At 37.9% G+C, this 19,941-nt stretch carries 17 protein-coding genes; 11 read left to right on the plus strand and 6 right to left on the minus strand.

The features are described 5' to 3' along the window. Window position 1: 1 nt before the first annotated feature. Both DRF61_RS03130 and DRF61_RS03135 read right to left on the minus strand, forming a co-directional pair. Window positions 2–2,449: a bifunctional UDP-N-acetylmuramoyl-tripeptide:D-alanyl-D-alanine ligase/alanine racemase gene (locus DRF61_RS03130; RefSeq protein ID WP_111953961.1), complete on the minus strand. Its 2,448-nt coding sequence runs from the start codon at window positions 2,447–2,449 to the stop codon at window positions 2–4. 116 nt (window positions 2,450–2,565) lie between these two features. Then, window positions 2,566–3,156 (minus strand): thymidine kinase, encoded by a 591-nt coding sequence (locus DRF61_RS03135; RefSeq protein WP_111953963.1) that lies wholly within the window; start codon window positions 3,154–3,156, stop codon window positions 2,566–2,568. A 61-nt stretch (window positions 3,157–3,217) separates the two neighbouring features. Here DRF61_RS03135 and DRF61_RS03140 point away from each other — a divergent pair, with 61 nt between their 5' ends. The 4 genes from DRF61_RS03140 (at window position 3,218) to fabG (ending at window position 7,825) form a co-directional block, all read left to right on the plus strand. Next, the gene (locus DRF61_RS03140; protein WP_111953965.1) at window positions 3,218–4,717 is read left to right on the plus strand and encodes a hypothetical protein; all 1,500 of its coding nucleotides are present in this window, start codon (window positions 3,218–3,220) and stop codon (window positions 4,715–4,717) included. Window positions 4,718–4,719: 2 nt separating this feature from the next. Then, window positions 4,720–5,394, plus strand: a complete 675-nt coding sequence (gene rsmI / locus DRF61_RS03145; protein WP_111953967.1) for a 16S rRNA (cytidine(1402)-2'-O)-methyltransferase — start codon at window positions 4,720–4,722, stop codon at window positions 5,392–5,394. A 5-nt stretch (window positions 5,395–5,399) separates the two neighbouring features. Beyond that, on the plus strand, window positions 5,400–6,908 hold the full coding sequence (locus DRF61_RS03150) for a WG repeat-containing protein (protein WP_146897040.1): 1,509 nt from the start codon (window positions 5,400–5,402) through the stop codon (window positions 6,906–6,908). Window positions 6,909–7,081: 173 nt separating this feature from the next. Next, on the plus strand, window positions 7,082–7,825 hold the full coding sequence (fabG, locus tag DRF61_RS03155; protein ID WP_111953971.1) for a 3-oxoacyl-[acyl-carrier-protein] reductase: 744 nt from the start codon (window positions 7,082–7,084) through the stop codon (window positions 7,823–7,825). Window positions 7,826–7,945: 120 nt separating this feature from the next. Here fabG and DRF61_RS03160 read toward each other — a convergent pair whose 3' ends face one another. Beyond that, window positions 7,946–8,986, minus strand: coding sequence for a GMP reductase (locus DRF61_RS03160; protein ID WP_111953973.1), 1,041 nt, complete (start codon window positions 8,984–8,986; stop codon window positions 7,946–7,948). Window positions 8,987–9,056: 70 nt separating this feature from the next. Between DRF61_RS03160 and DRF61_RS03165 the strand changes: the two genes are divergently transcribed. From DRF61_RS03165 to DRF61_RS03175, 3 genes are read left to right on the plus strand one after another with little or no spacing between them, the layout of a single operon-like run. After that, entirely contained in the window at window positions 9,057–9,800 is a 744-nt protein-coding gene (locus tag DRF61_RS03165) for a prolipoprotein diacylglyceryl transferase (protein WP_111953975.1), read from the plus strand. Continuing rightward, the gene (locus tag DRF61_RS03170; RefSeq protein WP_174772311.1) at window positions 9,797–10,030 is read left to right on the plus strand and encodes a hypothetical protein; all 234 of its coding nucleotides are present in this window, start codon (window positions 9,797–9,799) and stop codon (window positions 10,028–10,030) included. Before DRF61_RS03165 ends, DRF61_RS03170 begins: the two co-directional genes overlap by 4 nt. 12 nt (window positions 10,031–10,042) lie before the next feature. Beyond that, window positions 10,043–11,446, plus strand: a complete 1,404-nt coding sequence (locus DRF61_RS03175) for a radical SAM protein (RefSeq protein ID WP_111953979.1) — start codon at window positions 10,043–10,045, stop codon at window positions 11,444–11,446. A 75-nt stretch (window positions 11,447–11,521) separates the two neighbouring features. Here the strand turns inward: DRF61_RS03175 and DRF61_RS03180 are convergent, their stop codons facing one another. Then, the gene (locus DRF61_RS03180; RefSeq protein WP_111953981.1) at window positions 11,522–12,187 is read right to left on the minus strand and encodes a GNAT family N-acetyltransferase; all 666 of its coding nucleotides are present in this window, start codon (window positions 12,185–12,187) and stop codon (window positions 11,522–11,524) included. Continuing rightward, entirely contained in the window at window positions 12,187–12,957 is a 771-nt protein-coding gene (gene surE, locus DRF61_RS03185; protein WP_111953983.1) for a 5'/3'-nucleotidase SurE, read from the minus strand. The genes DRF61_RS03180 and surE overlap by 1 nt, the downstream gene beginning before the upstream one ends. Window positions 12,958–13,102: 145 nt before the next feature. Between surE and DRF61_RS03190 the strand changes: the two genes are divergently transcribed. Further along, window positions 13,103–15,232: a carboxy terminal-processing peptidase gene (locus DRF61_RS03190; protein ID WP_111953985.1), complete on the plus strand. Its 2,130-nt coding sequence runs from the start codon at window positions 13,103–13,105 to the stop codon at window positions 15,230–15,232. Between the two features lie 52 nt (window positions 15,233–15,284). Here DRF61_RS03190 and DRF61_RS03195 read toward each other — a convergent pair whose 3' ends face one another. Continuing rightward, the gene (locus tag DRF61_RS03195; RefSeq protein ID WP_111954394.1) at window positions 15,285–15,788 is read right to left on the minus strand and encodes a superoxide dismutase family protein; all 504 of its coding nucleotides are present in this window, start codon (window positions 15,786–15,788) and stop codon (window positions 15,285–15,287) included. Between the two features lie 148 nt (window positions 15,789–15,936). Between DRF61_RS03195 and DRF61_RS03200 the strand changes: the two genes are divergently transcribed. The 3 genes from DRF61_RS03200 to DRF61_RS03210 all read left to right on the plus strand — a co-directional run bounded on the left by DRF61_RS03200 (window position 15,937) and on the right by DRF61_RS03210 (window position 19,908). Beyond that, complete coding sequence (locus DRF61_RS03200; protein WP_111953987.1) at window positions 15,937–16,839, plus strand: AraC family transcriptional regulator; 903 nt, start codon at window positions 15,937–15,939, stop codon at window positions 16,837–16,839. A 92-nt stretch (window positions 16,840–16,931) separates the two neighbouring features. Continuing rightward, window positions 16,932–19,175, plus strand: coding sequence for a TonB-dependent receptor (locus tag DRF61_RS03205; RefSeq protein WP_111953989.1), 2,244 nt, complete (start codon window positions 16,932–16,934; stop codon window positions 19,173–19,175). An 82-nt stretch (window positions 19,176–19,257) separates the two neighbouring features. Beyond that, window positions 19,258–19,908, plus strand: a complete 651-nt coding sequence (locus DRF61_RS03210) for a hypothetical protein (RefSeq protein WP_111953991.1) — start codon at window positions 19,258–19,260, stop codon at window positions 19,906–19,908. The last annotated feature ends 33 nt before the right edge of the window (window positions 19,909–19,941 follow it).

Here is a 19,941-nt window from a genome sequence, read left to right on the forward strand (position 1 = left end):
ACTAGTCTTTTATATAAATCCGTTTCACCCGGGGCGAAATGGAGGTTAACACTTCATAGGTTATTGTTTTGCAGTAGCCTGCGAATTCTTTTAAACTTGGTTTTGCATTAAAAACGGTGACTGTATCACCTTCTTTTACATTGGGAATCTGATCTACATTAATCATCATCATGTCCATGCAGATGTTTCCGACAATCGGAGCCAATATTTTGTTAACGCCTACATTTCCAACCTGGTTTCCAATCAGTCTTGGGATTCCATCGGCATAGCCGACAGGAATAGTAGCGATCTTTACTGCATGATCAGCCTTATATTTTCTGCTGTAGCCAACAGATTCACCGGTATCAACCGTTGATATCTGTGAAATTACGGTTTTAAAACTTACCACAGACTGAAGCTGTTTCTGTATTTCACTACAAGGTGATTCTCCAATCATTCCAATGCCAATTCTTACCATTTCATACTGATGTTCCGTATAACTTGTTATCCCGGAAGAATTCAGGATGTGTCTGAGAGGAGCGTAACCCAGTTTCTCGATCAGATAACTGGAATTCTTTTCAAAAACTTCAAGCTGTCTGAATGTAAATTGTTTTTCTTCAGGCATATCAGAAGATGATAAATGACTGAATAAGCTCTGGACCTTTACATTTTTATGACTTAAAGTTTCGCTTAGCTGATCCAGCTCAAAATCTTTAAAACCAAGGCGGTGCATTCCCGTCTCCAGTTTGATATGAATAGGATATTTTTTGTCGTAACCGGATTTCTGTACGGCATCGTAAAACAGTTCCAATACTCTGAAACTGTAAATCTCAGGCTCAAGGTTATATTCAATGATGGTTTCGTAGCTGTGCTGTTCCGGATTCATGACCACAATAGGAGTGGTTATTCCTTTTTTTCGAAGCTCTACTCCTTCATCGGCATAAGCAACACCCAGATAATCAATATGATGATGCTGTAAAAATTCGGAAATTTCATAGCTGCCCAGCCCATAAGCATTCGCTTTTACCATCGCCATCATTTTCGTTCCCGGTTTTAGGAGGGATTTGTGATAGTTGATATTGTGAAGAATAGCATTCAGATTGATCTCTAGAACGGTATCATGCTTTCTGAGTTCAAGAATATCCTTAAGCTTTTCGATCTCAAATTTTCTTGCTCCCTTAAGCAGGATAATCTGGTTTTCAATTTCGGTAAGATGCTTGCTGTCAATTAATTCCTGAGTATTAACGAAAGTAGAAGTTTTAGATTTAAATAATTCACTAAATTTTGATATTTCGTCACCGATAAGAAATACAGAATCGAAATTCTGGTCATTCACCAGTTCAGAAACTTCTTCATAAAGTTCTTTGGAATTAGAATTAACCCCTACAATATCCGTTAAAACCAAAGATTTTTTAGTTTTTTTATATTCATTCAGGAACTGAAGGGCAGTTTTAAGGGAATCTAAATCCAGATTAAAAGAATCGTTAATAACGATATTATTTTTTATACCTTCAATAGCTTCCAGACGCATTTCCACTGCCTTTAAAGCGTTGATTTTTTCGACAATTTTCTGATTATCGATATTCAATTCTTTTAAAACGGTGATCAAAGCCAGAGCGTTCGTTAAGGTAGCTTCGTCTCTCTGATGGACAGGGAAGGAGATTTCTTCATCGAAATAAGCAACCGTAATTTTTTCATCCTTGGAAATATTTTCTTTTATGAAAACCTGGTTGCCTTTCTTAAGGCCGTAGGAAATTAATTTTTTACTAGAATATAATTCCTTTATCTTTTTGTCAACCAATGTATTATCTCCATTATAGATAATGGTTTCAGAACCTTTAAAAAGTATGACCTTTTCATTGATCAGCTCTTCTTCGGATTCAAAATTGGCTGCATGAGCAGTTCCGATATGGGTAAGCAGCCCGATCTGGGGATGGAATATATTTTCCAGTTTTTCCATCTCGTGTGGCTTTGAAATTCCTACTTCAAAAATTCCAAGCTGATGGGAATTGTTGATCTGAAGTAAGGAAAGCGGAAGACCGATCTGGGAATTAAAACTTTTCGGACTTTTTACAGTCGGGAATTCATTCCACAGACATTGATACAGCCATTCCTTCAAAATGGTTTTTCCATTACTTCCTGTAATTCCGATGGACTTAAGGTGAGAATTTTCGAAATGATATTTTGCCAGTTTCTGAAGGAATTCCACCGAATTTTCAACAATGACCCATGTTATAGTATCAAACTGCGGAAGCTGATGCTCAGAAATGATCACACCAATACCACGATCTATGGCAGCTTCAATGAATTTTTCACCGGAATTCTTATGCGTATTGATTGCTACAAATGCCGTATTCTTCGTTGAATAAATAATTCTGCTGTCGAACGCTATATTTCTGATCACTAAATCCTGATCTCCAATGATCTGTGCATTGGTGATGTCTGCAATTTGTTTTACTGTATAATTCATTGGTACCCCTTCTGCTATATTTTGAGCTAATAATGGTAAATGGAGGGAATTTGAAATATATAGTTCAAACCAGGCTTTTATTTCAAAGTTTTGCTCTTTTACCTTTACAAGTTAATTTATTTTTTCTTTTTTAAAAGTACTTCATCAATAAAAACACGCCGGCTTACTGCTTCGTAACTTTCCGTTTCGCCAAGCTCCACAAGATCATTTCCCTGGGAAGTTCTCATAGAATAGTTGGCCAGATTACCCGTTCTCTTGCAAATAGCATGCACTTTAGTAACGTATTCTGCAGTAGCCATTAAATTGGGCATCGGTCCGAATGGACGTCCAAGGAAATCCATATCGAGACCTGCCACAACCACTCGTACGCCGCTGTTGGCAAGCTGGTTGGCAATATCAACAATGCTTTCATCAAAAAACTGAGCTTCATCTATTCCCACTACATCACAGTTAGAGGCCAGCAGAATAATTTCATTGGGATTATCTACTGCTGTGCTGCGTATTTTATTCTGATTATGAGAAACAACATCCTCGTCAGAATATCGTGTATCCAGTCTCGGTTTAAAAATTTCCACGTTCTGGCCCGCCATTTCTGCTCTTCGCAATCTTCGGATCAGCTCTTCGGTTTTCCCCGAAAACATAGAGCCACAAATAACTTCCATCCAACCACTTTGTTTGGAATGATTAATTGTATTTTCTAAAAACATTTGTTAAATTAGCCGTATATTTTTAAGATCAAAAGTAAGCAATTTTAATAAGATTCTTATTATGCAGAACATCCAAGATTTAAAGGAAAAAATTTTTTTTGAATCCAAGAATATCATTGATATTCTGGAGAAAATAAACAACGTAGATGAATTACTTTCCAAGCAGGATCTTGTAGATGAGCTTGCAAACAGGATCTCTTTTTTAAGACTTCTGGAAAAGAATATCGAATACTTTATTACTGATAATTCGCAGCAAAATTCAGAAAACCAATACGCTTCATTAAAAACTGATGATGTACATGAATCTCATCATGAGGTAACGGAAGAAGAAGCGATCTTCAATAATGAGTTTAATGAAATTGATGAAAATGAAGGAGAGGAATATGCAGTTGCCTCAGGAGATGAGGAGGAAAAATTTAACCATCAGCTTGATGAGATCGCAGAAAATGAGTTCCATGAAAATATTGTAAGTTTTGTAGAAGAAAATTATAATCAGGATCCGGCTAAAAATGCTAATGAAAAACTTTCTCAAGGTGATCTTACAGAAGAGGAGGCTGTTTTTAATAATCAGCTGAACGAAATCGATGAAAATGAAGCATTCAACGTTAACGAAAAAGTCTTTAGTTTTGTGGATGAGGAAAGAATCCTTGCTGATGCTGAACCGGATAATGATGAAGGTCTCAATGAGGATTTATTCATCAATGAAATTACAGAAGAGGAGGCTGTTTTCAACAATCAATTGAACGAAATTGACGAAGATGAAGACAATGTTTCACATGAAACGGATGCTTCAAATGACCTTGAAAACGAAGAAACAGATAATAATACCGAAGCTAAAGACAAAAAACAGACAGAAATAATTCCAAGCATCTTTGATACGGAAATGTTGGAAGACGAAATTCTGATTGAAGAAAACGAAGAACAGTTCAGTGTATCCAATATAACTGTTGAACAGGGTGAAATGCTGACAGAAACTTCTAATGTCGAAAGTATTCTGAGTGAAATAAAAAATGATTTTCCTTCAGAAGAAAAAGAAGAAACTATCCTTGCAGAGGTTTATGACAGAAGAAAAATTGTTGAAATAGAAAAGCCTGTTCCCGGGACAGAAAAAACAAAACCGGCTTCTGATGAGAGCTTCGAAGATTTGGATGCCTATCAGCAGGAGAAAAAGATAAAACTGGCTAATATCAAAGGATTGAAGGCTGTGCAGACGCTTTTTGATGATGATCCTCTGGAAAGAGAAGTGCCGAAAGAAAAACCTTCTGAAACAAAAGAAGATCAGGGAAGCATTCTTAAAACAAATATTCCGACTAACTTTATGGAGGCTGATAAGGTGAAGCCTGAATTCAGGCTCGATCTGAACGATAGAATTGCCTTTTCAAAAATGCTTTTTAGCGGAAGCCAGACAGATCTGAATGAAACAGTAGCCCAACTGAACAGTTTCAGAAACCTGGAAGAAGCAAAAGAATATCTCAGCGATCTTTATTACGAAAGAAAGTGGAGTAAAGTAGATGAATATGCCCAGAGACTCTGGATATTGGTAGAAAATAAATTCTTATAATTTTGAGCGGAATCTTATATTTTGTTCCCACACCGGTCGGGAACTTAGAAGACATGACCTTCAGGGCTGTAAAAGTCCTTAAGGAAGTTGATTATATTTTATGTGAAGATACAAGGACATCAGGAATACTTTTAAAGCATTATGAGATTTCCAAGCCTTTAAAATCTTATCATCTTCATAACGAGCATCAGGCTACTGAAAAAGTGATTGCTGATCTTAAAAGCGGACAGAATATTGCCATTATTACCGATGCGGGAACCCCGGGAATTTCAGATCCCGGTTATCTGCTGGCAAAAGCAGGTTCAGACAATGGTATCGAAATGATATGTCTGCCCGGAGCCACAGCTCTAATTCCGGCCCTTGTCGTGTCCGGACTTCCGAATAATGAATTTTTGTTTGCAGGATTTCTGCCTCAGAAGAAAGGAAGACAGACGAAGCTGAAACAGCTTGCAGAAGAGAAAAAAACGATCGTTCTATACGAAAGCCCACATAAGATTAATACCACTCTGGAGCAGATCAAAGAATTTTTCGGAGAAGAAACAAAAGCCAGTCTAAGCAGAGAAATTTCGAAAAAATTTGAAGAAACCAAACGCGGGACAATCAATGAATTAATTGAATTTTCTAAAAGCAAAACTTTAAAAGGAGAGATCGTTCTTATTGTCAATAATTCTATTTAAATTCATTGAGAAATTTAGTTTTCGCACTGTGTTCGTCAGTGTGTATGGCCCAGACCAATCAGTATACCAAAATTCTTTTATCAAAAAAGATCGGAAAAGAAGTCAATTCCTATTCCGGCGGATACGGAACCGTTTATGATTCAAAAACAAAGACCAGAAGCATCGTAGATTCATTAGGAAATATAACCTTTGAATCAAAACACAGCATTTCACATATATTCAAAAACAGGTTCATTCTTACTACTGAAGAATCCAATTATAAGACAAAATCTGCCATTATCGACGAAAAGGGAAATCAGTTGCTCTCTCTGGATGACCAGAGTTTTAATACTCCCTGGCTCAGCGAAAAATGCATCATTTCTTCAAAACAGGAGAAAGAAACCGTGTATGATTACAATGGAAAACAGATTATTCCTTATTCTGACAGGATCAGGTTCGTAGCAGAAGACCGACTTTTCGTATTGAAAGATAAAACTTGGTATTTATACGATCTGAAAGGGAAACAGGTCAGCAGCAGGGAGTTTAAAGAAGATTATCAGTTTGAAAATGATAAAGCGTTGATTATTAATGAAGATAATCAGAGTGAAATCATTGGAAAAGACGGGCAGACGCTGCACAAATTTTCGGCCCAGATCTACAGTTTTACTTCATACCCTTTTCTGATCACTAAAAACCGGGCTACAGGAAAATACGGCTTAATTGATATCGAAGGAAATATCCTCGCTGATGAGATCTTTGATGATGCTTCGCCGGAATATTTTGGAACAAAAGAATATGTTTATCTCAGAAAAAAAGGAAAAATAACTGTTTTTGATAAGAAAGACAAAAAGCTTTATCCTGGCAACTTTAAGTTTTTAACGCCATTGTTCAATGATCTCTTTAGTGTTTACAGTGATCAATCAAAGAAATCGGGAATTGTGAATCTTCAAGGAGATATTATTGCTCCTCAGGAATATGATTTTATACAGAGCTTCAGTATTTCAGGGAAAGATTTCATTTATCTTAAAAAAGGAAATGAAGACAAATTTCTGGATAAAGACCTGAAGAACATCTTAGAGGAAAATACCCGGATCATAGCTTTCTATCCGGATCAGCTCATCATTAAAAAACAGAACAGTTATTATAGATTCTCTGTGCTTGATAAGTCAGTTTCTGTTTTGAAAGACATTGATTTTATCAAAGAGCAGGAGCCTGATTTTTTCAATATTTTTAATCTGTATTCAAAACCGGTAGTCTGCAGAAACAGCAATAATTTGTACGGAATAATTAATGAAAAAGGAAAAGAGATTGTTCCTTTTATCTACGATGATATCATTGTATTTGAAAATTCTGAGAATGAAATTGTTGTAAAAAAGCAGGATAAATATGGTGTTGTGAATTTTCAGAACGAGCCTTTGAAAGATGTTATTTATGATAAGTATTACTGGCAAAAGGAAGTTTTGAAACTGGAGAAAGATAAAAAAACAGATATTCTTTATTTTACAAGATTTAAAAACAGCGGCAGCCGTCTGTAGAATATGATAAAAAACAGCGAAAAAATTTCACTAATTTGATGATTTGAAATGCATTGAATAACAATTTATAATATCTTTGCGGACTGCTTAATTAGTATAAAATTAAATATGCTAAATTGCCGTTTTTTAAAAGACGATAGTATTTACCAAGAATATAATTATCAAGAGATATGATGAAACTATTAGAAGGAAAGGTAGCACTAATTACCGGAGCTACAAGAGGAATCGGAAAAAAAATTGCTGAAATGTACGCTGAACAGGGTGCAAAAGTAGCATTTACCTATGCCGGTTCTGTAGACAAAGCTCAAGCATTAGAGGCGGCTTTAAGTTCTGTAACCCAGATCAAAGGATATCAGTCTGACGCATCAGATTACGATGCAGCTCAAAAATTAATCGACGATGTAATGGAAGAGTTCGGAAAGATCGATATTCTGATCAACAATGCTGGAATCACCAGAGATAACCTGCTGTTGAGAATGTCTAAAGAAGACTGGGACCAGGTAATGAGAATCAATCTGGATTCTGTATTTAACCTTACGAAAGCGGTGATTAAGCCGATGATGAAAGCTAAATCAGGATCTATTATCAATATGACTTCAGTAGTTGGAATCAGCGGAAATCCGGGACAGTCCAATTATGCAGCTTCTAAAGCCGGAGTAATAGGATTTACAAAATCTATCGCACTGGAGCTGGGATCAAGAAATATAAGATGTAACGCGGTTGCTCCAGGATTTACTGAAACTGAAATGACAGCAGATCTGGATGAAAAAACACTTCAGGCTTGGAGAGACAGAATTCCGATGAAGAGAGCAGGACAGACCAAAGACGTTGCCAATGCATGCGTATTCTTAGGAAGCGAAATGTCTTCTTATATCACAGGACAAACTTTAAACGTAGACGGCGGAATGCTGACTTAATACTAAAACAAACAAAACCGGCTGTACATCACTTGTACAGCCGGTTTTTATTTCTGCCGGATTAAAAAGAAAAATCTGCTCCATCTGCAAAATCAGCGAGAGCCTATTTCTTTTCAGATATCAGTCTTTAAATATCTGGTTCTCCTGTTCCTGAACCCGGATAAAAGTAGTCCTCTTAGACAATTCTTTCAGTTTGGAAGCTCCTACATAAGTACACGTAGAGCGTACGCCGCCTAAAATATCTTTCACCGTTTCCGAAACAGGGCCTTTATAAGCTGCTTTCACGGTTTTTCCTTCCGAAGCACGGTATTCTGCCACACCTCCCGAATGTTTATCCATTGCTGTTTTTGAACTCATGCCATAGAATAAACGGTATTTTTTTCCGTTTTCTTCAATGATTTCGCCGCCACTTTCATCATGACCGGCAAACATTCCGCCAAGCATTACAAAATCTGCACCTCCTCCGAAAGCTTTGGCTACATCCCCGGGAACTTTACAACCCCCGTCGGCGATAATATGCCCTCCAAGACCGTGAGCAGCATCAGAACACTCAATAATCGCAGAAAGTTGAGGATAGCCTACTCCTGTTTTCACCCTTGTTGTACATACTGAACCAGGTCCGATGCCGACTTTAATAATATCAGCGCCCACAAGAAGAAGCTCTTCCACCATTTCTCCGGTGACTACATTTCCTGCCATAATAATTTTATCAGGAAAATTGGCCCTTGCCTTCTTCACAAATCCAACGAAATGCTCAGAATAACCATTCGCTACATCGATGCACAGAAACTCAATTTTTGGGTGCTTTTCGAGGATCATTTTAAGTTTTTCTTCATCCGCCTGGCCAGTACCGGTACTCAATGCGATATACTGGTAAATACTTTCGGGCTGGCTGTCCAGAAACTGGCTCCATTCCTCGGGAGTATAATGTTTGTGAACGGCAGTAATGATTTTGTCTTTGGCCAGCTCTACGGCCATTTCAAAAGTTCCTACCGTATCCATATTAGCTGCAATAAGGGGAACGCCGCTCCATTTCTTTTTGGTATGTCTGAAAGTGAATTCCCTTTCGAGGCTCACTTCCGAACGGGATTTTAAAGTAGAACGCTTTGGTCTGAACATCACATCTTTAAAACCCAGTTTTATATCATTTTCTATTCGCATTTTGATGAATTTATTTGTTGTTTAAAAATTAAAATTAGTAATTTACCTTAAATATACTACTTTTGACAGGATGGATTTTCCTGTTACTTTTCAGATTTTCGGTAAAACAGTTCTTGCACATCCTGTATTTGAAACCCTGGGTATTTTTCTCGGGATGCGTTTTTATTTTTATTTAAAAAGAAAATCAGCCGAAAAACTGTCTTTCAATACTTCCGCAGCAGTACTTATCGGGGCAACGGCCGGGGCCTTAATCGGTTCAAAGCTTATTGGTAACCTTGAAAATCCTTATGTTTTATTCGAAAATTTTAGCTTTAAAAGATTTTGGACCAATAACACCATTGTTGGTGGTTTAGCTTTTGGACTTATTGGAGTTGAATGGGCAAAAAAGATAGTCGGTCACAAAGAAAGTACCGGTGATTTGATTGTTTACCCTTTAATATTAGCTATAATCATTGGCAGAATCGGCTGTTTTCTCACAGGAGTTCACGAAGAGACTTACGGGTTACCCACTGATTCAATGTTCGGAATGCATCTTGGTGATGAATATTTAAGACATCCGGTAGCGCTTTATGAAATTGCTTTTCTGATTGTTTTATGGGCCTGTTTAAAAATAATTGAGAAAAAAAGAAAATATCCTTCAGGCTTTATTTTTCAGGCATTTATGCTCAGTTATTTTACATTCAGGTTCTTTTTAGATTTTATTAAACCTAAAATTGATATCATTGGAAATTTAGGAACCATTCAACTGGTATCTCTTTCGGTGATTATTTACTACATTTATAAAATTAAAAACACCATAAAACTTAAATTATGAAAATGCTGACACTTCTGGAAGTTGGTAACCTTGGCGGCCTGGTCGTCATGATTATAGGAATAATCATAGTAATTGGCCTGGTAGTTTCATTAGTTATAACCTTGATCGCAAAAGTTATTTATGAGTGGAATAATGACAGGAAATTTACAAAAAAGCAGTTTTGGCAGACGATGCTGATTTCTTTGTTGATTTGTGGCCTGATCAGCGGCTTTGTGTGTGGAGGAATGTAAAAAATTGAAATTATGCCGGTAAGAAATTATACGTACTACGATTATACCATCAGTCTTTGTCCAGAATGCCTGAAAAGGGTAGGCGCGAAGATCATTATTGAAGATGAGGCGGTTTTTATGACCAAAAGATGTCCGGACCATGGCTTTTTTAAGACCATGATTGCTTCAGATGTGCAGTACTACAAAAATATCAGGAACTACAATAAAGCCTCTGAAATGCCCGTTCATTTCGGAACCGATGTGGAATATGGCTGTCCTTACGATTGCGGTTTATGCGTAGATCATGAGCAGCACAGCTGTCTTTCTATTGTGGAAGTTACTGACCGCTGTAATTTGACTTGTCCTACCTGTTATGCAATGTCTTCACCGCATTATGGAAGTCACAGAACTTTGGAGCAGATTGAAGCCATGTTTGATACTATCGTTAAAAACGAGGGCGAACCGGATGTAGTACAGATCAGTGGTGGCGAGCCGACCATTCATCCCGAGTTTTTTAAGATTATGGATATCGCCAAATCCAAACCGATTAAACATCTGATGCTCAATACCAACGGAATCCGTATTGCCAATGATCCCGGTTTTGCAGAAAAACTGGCGACTTATGCCCCGGAATTTGAAATTTACCTTCAGTTTGATTCTTTTAAACCTGAAGTTTTGGAAGATTTCAGAGGAAAAGATTTGACGGATGTACGCATGAAAGCCTTGGAAAAATTAAATGAATTAAATCTTTCCACGACTTTGGTGATCGTTCTTCAGAAAGGAAAAAATATCGACGAGATCGGGAAATTGATTGATTTTGCCTTAAAACAGAAATGTGTCCGTGGAATTACCTTTCAGCCCGTTGAAGTAGCCGGAAGGAACAGGGAAGATTCTGCACACGAAAAAATTACCTTAACAGAAGTAAGACAGGAAATTTTAAATCAGTTTCCGCTTCTGAACGGCGATGATATTATTCCCGTTCCATGTAATCCTGATGCTTTGGCGATGGGCTATATTCTGAAGCTCGAAGGGGAAACCATCCCTCTTACACGGTATATCAACCCTGCCGACTTGCTGAATAATGAAACGAAAAATACGATCGTTTACGAACAGGATAAGGGATTGCAAATGCAGCTTTTGGATATTTTCAGCACCGGAATTTCTGTAGATAAAGTTCAGCCTAAAGTAAACCAGCTATTATGCTGTCTTCCGGAAGTTTCGGCTCCGAATTTAGACTATGACAATCTCTTCAGAATTATCATTATGAATTTTATGGATGCGCACGATTTTGACGTGCGCGCCATCAAAAAATCTTGTGTTCACATCGTCAATAAAGATTTAAAAATGATTCCTTTCGAGACAATGAATTTGTTTTACAGGGATGATAAAATCAAATACCTTGAGGAATTGAGAAAAGAGGATAAAGTTTTGTTTTAAAATGATTTACCGCAGATCCTCTCAGATCGTTCAAATTTTTAAAAGTCTGTGGATAATAATAAAAGGGCGGGAAAATTATCTTTTCACGCCCCATAAGTTTATTTTTCCTCTATGCATAAATCCAAGCTTTTCATAAAGCATTTTAGCTCCGGTATTGCTTTCTGCAACATGCAGGAAAGGTGTTTTTCCATCTTCAAAGATCTTTCCGGAAACAAAAGTGACCAGCTGTTTGGCCAAACCTTTTCCCAGATGATCCGTATCTGTAATCACAGCGCTTACCTCCGTCATATCATTCATCTGCATCCTTTCGCCCGTTACAGCAACCAATTGATCATCTTTAAAAATTCCAAAATAGCGCCCTAATTCAGGGGTTCTTGCTTTAAAGTAATAAGGATAGAATTTCATTACAAATGCCAGAAGCTCGCCATAATGATCTTCTTTCAGTTCAATAATTTCCTCAGTCAGATCACTCTGAATGGGATTTTCCAGAACATATTGATCACAGACAAGTTGCGACAGATCCGTTTTTAAGTTTCCCAGATCAGGGCGGGTCCCGAAAATAAGAAAATCATCACAAATCTTTGCATATTCTGTAATGTCTTCTGCTGTTGAAATCTCTGCTGCGCCACCAAAAGAGGCTACTTCAGGGTTGTAAAATTTCGTATCCCCAAAATTAAAGCAGAACTTTTCGTGATATTCATTAAGTGAATGATAAACAGGATTGTCTAGCTTGCCGTACATCAGTTGAAATTCATTACTTCTTCAAGGGTTTTCATGTATTCATAAGCCGTAAGGTCGAACTTTACAGGAACAATTGAAATATATCCGTTGGCCAATGCCGTTTCATCAGCATCTTCAGAATCATCCATATTGTTGAAATAACCCGTTAACCAGTAATATTTCTTTCCGTGTGGATTCACTCTTTCGTCAAAGCTTTCTTCCCATTTGGCGTTGGCCTGTTTGCAGACCTTTATGCCTTTTATTTCTCCTGCAGTTAATTTCGGGATGTTGACGTTCAGTACAATTCCTCTTGGCATTGGGTTTTCAAGAGTTCTTCTTACAATATTCTGAATATATTCTTTAGCCTGGGTAAAATCAGCTTCCCAGCTGAAATCAAGAAGGGAGAATCCAATAGCCGGAATACCTTCCACACCTGCTTCTACAGCGGCGGACATCGTTCCGGAATAGATCACATTGATCGAAGAATTGGCGCCATGATTGATTCCTGAAACGACAATATCCGGTCTTCTTGTAAGAATTTTATCAAGAGCCATTTTTACACAGTCTACAGGAGTTCCACTACAAGAATAATCTGTTTGTGGCCCTTCAAGTGTTACTTCTTCGTAGCTTAAGGTAGAATTAATTGTAATAGCGTGGCCTTTTCCACTTTGGGGAGAGTTGGGGGCAACAACAATAACTTCTCCAATTTCGTTCATGAATTGTATAAGGTTTCTGATACCAGGCGCTGTGATTCCGTCATCATTAGTTACCAGAATAAGTGGTCTTTCCATAAAAAAATTAAATTTTAACAAAAATACTCAAAACTATCCGATAATTATAAATAAGGTATTAAATTTGATAGTTTGTAACAGCGAATTAATTGCTGCTACTAATTGTAGTACATATTTTAAAAAAATTAATAAATAAAGACAGTTTATGTGGAAAAATTTCAAACTGAATAAATTTTTACTCCTAATTCCATTGACAAGTCTAATGTTTTGTTTCAACTCGCCAAAGAATGACGATGAAAAGATGCAGACGATTATGGTGAGCGTAAAGAATACCCTTTCTTATTTACATTACAGCCCGAAACCCATCAATGATGCCTATTCCAAGGACGTTTATAAACACTATTTCGAACTGGTAGACCCTGCTAAAAGATATTTTCTGCAGTCTGATATGGACGAATTCAGCAAGCATGAAGCAAAGCTGGACGATTATATCAGCCAGGGCGACCTGATATTCTACAAACTTACCATCGACAGACTTTATCAGAGAGTGGATGAAATAGATAAGATTACTCAGGATATCTTCAGCAAGCCGATTAATCTTCAGGAAGATGAATCATTGACTCTTGAACCTAAGCTTAAGAAAGTACCTGTCAACAAACAGGAACAGTATAACGAGTGGAGAAAGTATATCAAATACAATATCCTTCAGGAGATTGAGTCTATGAACAGTAAAGAAGAAGCTCAGAAAGAGAAGAAAGACTCTGTTCAGAAGTACAAGCTGAAAGATACCATCAAATATCAGCCGCTTAATCAGGATCAGAAAATCAAAAAAGCGACTGATGAAGTGAAAGATCTTGTAAAAGATACCTTCACCAGATTCAAAAAGAGAAAGAAAATGGATTGGTTTACCGTGTATATGAATGCATATACTGAAGTATTCGATCCGCATACCAATTACTATTCTCCAAAAGATAAAGAAGATTTTGATACCCAGTTCACCGGAAAAGTGATCGGTATCGGAGCTCTTATCCAGGAGAAAAAAGGGAATCTTTTCCTTGGTGCTTTAACGATTGGTGCACCGGCCTGGAAGTCCAAGCAACTTTCAGAAGGTGACAAGATCCTGAAAGTAAAATCTAAACCGAAAGAAGATGCGGTAAATGTAGTGGGAATGCTTTCTGATGAAGCCGTAAGACTCATCAGGGGTGAAAAAGGAACGCCGGTAACACTGACGGTTCAGAAAAAAGACGGAACGATTAAGGACGTAACGATGATCCGTGAAGAAGTAGCTATTGAAGATACATTCGCAAGAAGTATCGTAGTGAATTCTCCAAACGGAAAGAAATATGGATTCATTAACCTTCCAAGCTTTAATGCTGATTTTGAGGATGCTAAAGGAAGAAATGCTTCTGACGACATCAAAAATGAGATCCTCAAGCTTAAACAGCAGAACATTGAAGGAATCGTTCTTGATCTTAGAAACAACGGCGGCGGATCATTAACTGAAGTAGGAGATATCATGGGACTTTTCATGGATGCAGGACCATACGTACAGGTGAAAGACGGAAACGGAAAAATCCAGACCTTAAAGAACAAAAACGAAACTCCAATCTGGACGGGTCCGTTAGTGATCATGCAGAACGAACTTTCCGCTTCGGCTTCTGAGATTCTGGCCGGTGTAATGCAGGACTACGGAAGAGCAATGATCATTGGTTCTCCGCAGTCTTTCGGAAAAGGAACAGTACAGACTTTTGTAGACCTGAACAGATTCCTGAATACAGAAGATGATTTCGGATCTTTGAAACTGACCATCCAGAAATTCTACAGAATCACAGGAGAATCTACCCAGAGAAAAGGAATTGTTTCCGATATCCAGATGAAAGACTTCTTTACTTATGCTGAGGTAGGAGAGCGATATGATGATTATGCTTTGGCCTGGGATAAAATTCCAGGGACTAATTTCCAGAAACTGAATTATTTCAATATTCAGGCTCTTGAAAAAGCAAGTGCAGACAGAATGGCTAAAAACAGCAACTACCAGTTATTGCTTGAATCTGCCCAATGGAGAGAAAAGCTGGATAAAGAAGAAAATATCACGCTTAATATCAACAAATTCAATGAACTGATGAAGCAGAGAAAAGCTCAGATCGAGAAATTCAAGGCTTTAAGCAAGTTTGAGAATGGTCTTAAATTCATGATGTATCCTTCTGAAATAGAAAGAGAGAAAAAAGACGAAGCATTCAAGAAAAAATCTGAAATGTGGATCAAAAATCTGAAAAAAGACCCATACTTACAGGAAGCAATGAATATCGTTTCCGATATGGGAGCTAAATCATAAAAACAAAAAAACCGCTGATGAAGATCAGCGGTTTTTTTATGGCAATAAAAGATTATTTAATTTCTACGCATCCCACTCTTCCTCCTGCATTTCCGGTAGGCTGAGTATGGAAATCGTCTGCAGCAGCATGTACAATAAGCCCTTTTCCGATGATATTTTTAGACTCATCCGTACAACCCAGACACCATTTGTTTGTTTTGAAAGTAAGGACAGCTTTTCCGCTTGCATCAGCAGTAAGGTTTCCTATATCTCCCATGTGGAAATGCTCGGCACCCCATTTTCCATGGTCGTCTTTAGCAGGATTCCAGTGTCCACCTGTAGAAGTTCCATCGGCTGCAGAACAGTCGCCTTTTTCGTGAATGTGTACTGCATGAATACCTGGAGTAAGATTTGTAACCTCAAGTTTCATGGTCACTTCTTCTCCTTTCTGGGTGAACTTTGCCGTTCCACCCGTCTGTGTTCCGCTCTTAGCGTTAACGGCATACGTTTTTGTAGTGCAGCATGAAGCTGCTAAAAATGCACACCCCGCCAGTAATGCTAATGTTTGTCCTTTCATTTTTAAATGATTTAAAGTGATTTTAACGATAAATTTATAAAACATTTTCCGAAAGACTTTATGATTTCAGTCCTTTTTTCAAAAACAGCAATATATGACAAGTAAAATTCGGTTCATCTTAATACCTTTACCTGTCAGTATTGGTTAAATGGAAGAACATAAAAAAAGAATCATTAAAGCAATAAAATACATAGACAGCAACCTTGATGCTGATCTTTCTCTGGAAAAAATTGCAGAAATAGCTACGTATTCCTCCTTCCATTTCCACAGGATATTTAAGCTTACTACAGGTGAAACCCTCCAGAACTATATTATCAGGAAGAAAATAGAAAAAAGTGCCCTTTATCTGGCTGTAAAGAAAGAAATACAACTTAAAGATATCTACCTTGATCTCGGATTCTCCAATCATTCTGTTTTCAGCAAGACCTTTAAAAAATACTACGGAATAGCTCCGTCCTCTTTTAGAAATTCTGCCCCGGAAACTTTTCACAAGATTTTACAGATACAAAGCAAGAACGGACAAGTTGATACGGTTTTCAGCCAATACATTTGCACTATAGAAAACCTGTTAAACTGGACAAAAATGAATTTAAAAATCGAAATAAAACAATTGCCGGAAATGGATCTGGCTGCAGTAATGAGCTTAGGAATTGCCAATGTGGAACCTTCTTATAATACACTCATAGAGTGGGCGAAAAAGAAACAGTTATTTCCCCGGGAGAATGTCAAAATGATCTCCGTTTACCATGACAGTTTCAAAGTAACACCGCCGGATAAAGTAAGAATCCATGCGGGTATGCTTTTGGATGAAAAGCTAGAGAAACAGGAAGGGCTGGTATTTTCAGAAACCATAGATGCCGGAAAGTTTATTGTAGGAAGTGGAGAAGTTACCCTTCAGGACTTTGAACAATGCTGGGTATCCCTGTTTTTATGGATGAATGAGCATCATTATACCATGAGAAAAGCTTTTCCTTTTGAGATCTATCATTCCAATTTCAAAGAACATCCGGAGGGCAAAATGGCCGTGGATTTCTGCATCCCGGTCCATTAATTTCCCATTCAGAAGCCAAAGTATGCCTTTCAGTAAAATTTATTTTAAAGAAAGGCATATTCCGTATTATTTTTGATCCGAAAATTAACCCCATGAAAACACAAGAAAACAAACTTTTACTGCTGATTGCTTTTCTATCCTTTATCGCAGGATATTCACAGGTCAGGATCTCAGGAAAAGTTACTTTCAAAAGTAAAGGCATTAGCGAAATCAATGTCACATTAAAAGACACCTATGATGGTGCCACTACAGATGCTCAAGGGAATTTTTCCTTTGAAACTTCGGAAAAAGGAAATCATATCCTGACGTTTACCCATCCGAAGTATCAGGAAGTAGAAAAAGCTGTTGTCATTGATAACCAGGATATTTCAGTCAATGCAGAGCTTAAAGAGCAGATCAGTGAGATTGATGCTGTAGTGGTTTCTGCAGGTTCTATTGAAGCCAGCGATAAAAAGAGGGCCACGGCCTTGTTGACACCTATTGATATTTATACTACGGCAGGAGCAGACGGACAGATTTCTTCGGCTTTAAATTACCTCCCGGGTGTTCAGAAGGTCGGGGAAACAGAGGGACTTTTCATCAGGGGAGGTACAGGAACAGAATCCAAGATCTTTATGGATGGAAGTCTGATCAATAATTATTTCTCCAGCTCAGTTCCGGGAATTGCAGGAAGGGATCGTTTCAATACCTCTCTTTTTAAAGGAAATGTTTTTTCTAGCGGCGGGTATTCTGCATTATATGGTCAAGCACTTTCAGGAGCTCTGATGCTTGAAAGTGTGGATCTTCCGGATCAAAGCTCTTATGATTTTGGGGTATCACCCATCTTTCTGAGTGCAGGATTTCAGAAACTGGGAGAAGATAAAAACCATTCTTTCGGGGCAACTTTAGGTTATTCGCTTTTAAGTGTTATGCAGAAAGTTTTTAATTTTAATACAGATTTCATTGATGCTCCCCAGGGCTTAAACGGTGATTTTAATTTTAGAATCAAAACAAAATCAGGCGGATTCCTGAAATATTACGGAATGTATGACTCCAATAAAATGGGTGTGAGAACTGAAAGCCTGGAACCGGAATACGATTTTGCACTGGTAAGACTTAAAGGGAAAAATACCTACCATAACCTGTCTTTTAAACAGAAATTCGGGAAATATCTTCTGAATGCCGGAACCTCTTATTCCTACAACAGATCCGATCTTCATTTTTCTACGGAAACCAATAATTCAGAATCAGGCAGATCCGAGCTTTTAACAGACGGAAATTACATCAACTTTAAAGCAGTTCTTGAAAGAAAGATCAATAAAATCAGTGCAGTGAGAGCCGGTTTTGAATTGAATAATACAAGTGAGAACCTGAACTTTGGAGAAGTACAGAAAAATTATAAAGACCTTATATCCGCTGCTTTTGCAGAAACAGACCTTGGATTCAGCAATGCACTGTCTGCAAAAATAGGGGTGAGGGCTGAAAACTCTTCTTATTTAGGGAAAAGCAATGTTGCACCACGCTTCGCATTGGCTTACCGCCTGGCAAAAGACTGGACGACCTCCTTTGCCTATGGATTATTCTACCAGAATCCCGAGAGTAAATATATCAACTGGCCTGCAGATCTTGATTTTCAGAAATCCCAGCATTATATTTTCCAGGTTCAGAGAGCATCAGACGGCAGAAGCCTTCGTTTTGAGGCCTTTTACAAGAAATATGACCAGCTGATTAAAACATTTAATATCACGCCGGACAAAGAACAGAACCAGCAGGTACAGACCGCTTTGAATAATAACGGCTATGGCTACGCAAAAGGTCTTGAGCTGTTCTGGAGAGATAAAAAAACCTTTGAAAACATAGACTACTGGATCAGCTACTCATTCCTGGATTCAAAAAGAGACTTTATCAACTATCCTGTGAGCCTGAAACCGAATTTTGCTTCTGCACACACCCTTTCTGCTGTAGCTAAAAGATTTATCCCGGAATGGAAGCTGGGTGTCAATCTATCCTATACCTATTCCAAAGGCCGTCCTTATTATGATATTGCAGCGAAAGATGAAAACGGAAACATGATCAATTATATCAGAAACGAAGGAAAGCTGAAAGACTACAATGCCTTAAACATCAGCTTTAATTATCTTCCGAATCTTGGAAAAAAAGATGCTAAAGCCTTCACTGTATTTGTATTGAGCGTTTCCAATGTTCTGGGTTCTAAAAATGTTTATGGGTACAATTTCTCAGTGGATGGTACCAGGAGCTCATCAGTAGTCCCGCCGGTCAATACCTTTGTGTTTGTGGGAGCTTTCATCAGTTTTGGAGTGGACAGAACGCAGGACGCGATTAATAATAATTTATAAAATAACAACACCGGATATTATAATGATTACAAAATACATAACTTCGGAAATACAATTAACTAACTTTTAAAAAATTGATATAATGAAAAAATACCTATTAAGTTTTGCTTTAGCTTTTATAAGCTTAACCGCTTTTGCACAGGCAGATTATGAAAAAATAATGGCTGAAAAGATCGCGAAAACAGAAACATGTAAAACACCCGAGGAGTTCCAGACTCTGACTAATGATTTCCAGAGAATCGGGAGCAAGGAGAGCTCAAAATGGCTTCCACCGTACTATGCAGCATTCTCCCAGATTCAAAAGGGAAGGCTGATGATGAGAAACGGAAATATGCAGGAGCTGGATGAAACAGCAGCTCAGGCTGATAATTATCTGGCAAGTGCTCAGAATCTTGCCGGAGCAGACAATGCAGAGATCCATTTGCTGAGAAAAATGGCAGCTTCCCTAAGAATGATGGTCAACCCGGCTCAGCGTTATATGACAGACGGCGCCAAGGCTACTGAAGAAATGGGGATTGCAGAGAAGCTTGATCCTTCCAACCCAAGGATAGCTCTAATCAAAGCAGAGGATGTCTATTTTACACCTGAACAGTATGGCGGAAGCAAAACCAAAGGACTGGAGCTGTTTAAAGAAGCCATTGCGAAATTTAATGCTTACAAACCCAAAACAGCCTTAGATCCGAATTGGGGCAGGGCAGAAGCCGAATATTTTATCAATATGCCGGCAAAATAACAAAAAAAGAAAGCCTTCCTGATACGGAAGGTT

This window comes from Chryseobacterium lathyri, from assembly GCF_003290185.1.
Classification (GTDB): domain Bacteria; phylum Bacteroidota; class Bacteroidia; order Flavobacteriales; family Weeksellaceae; genus Chryseobacterium; species Chryseobacterium lathyri.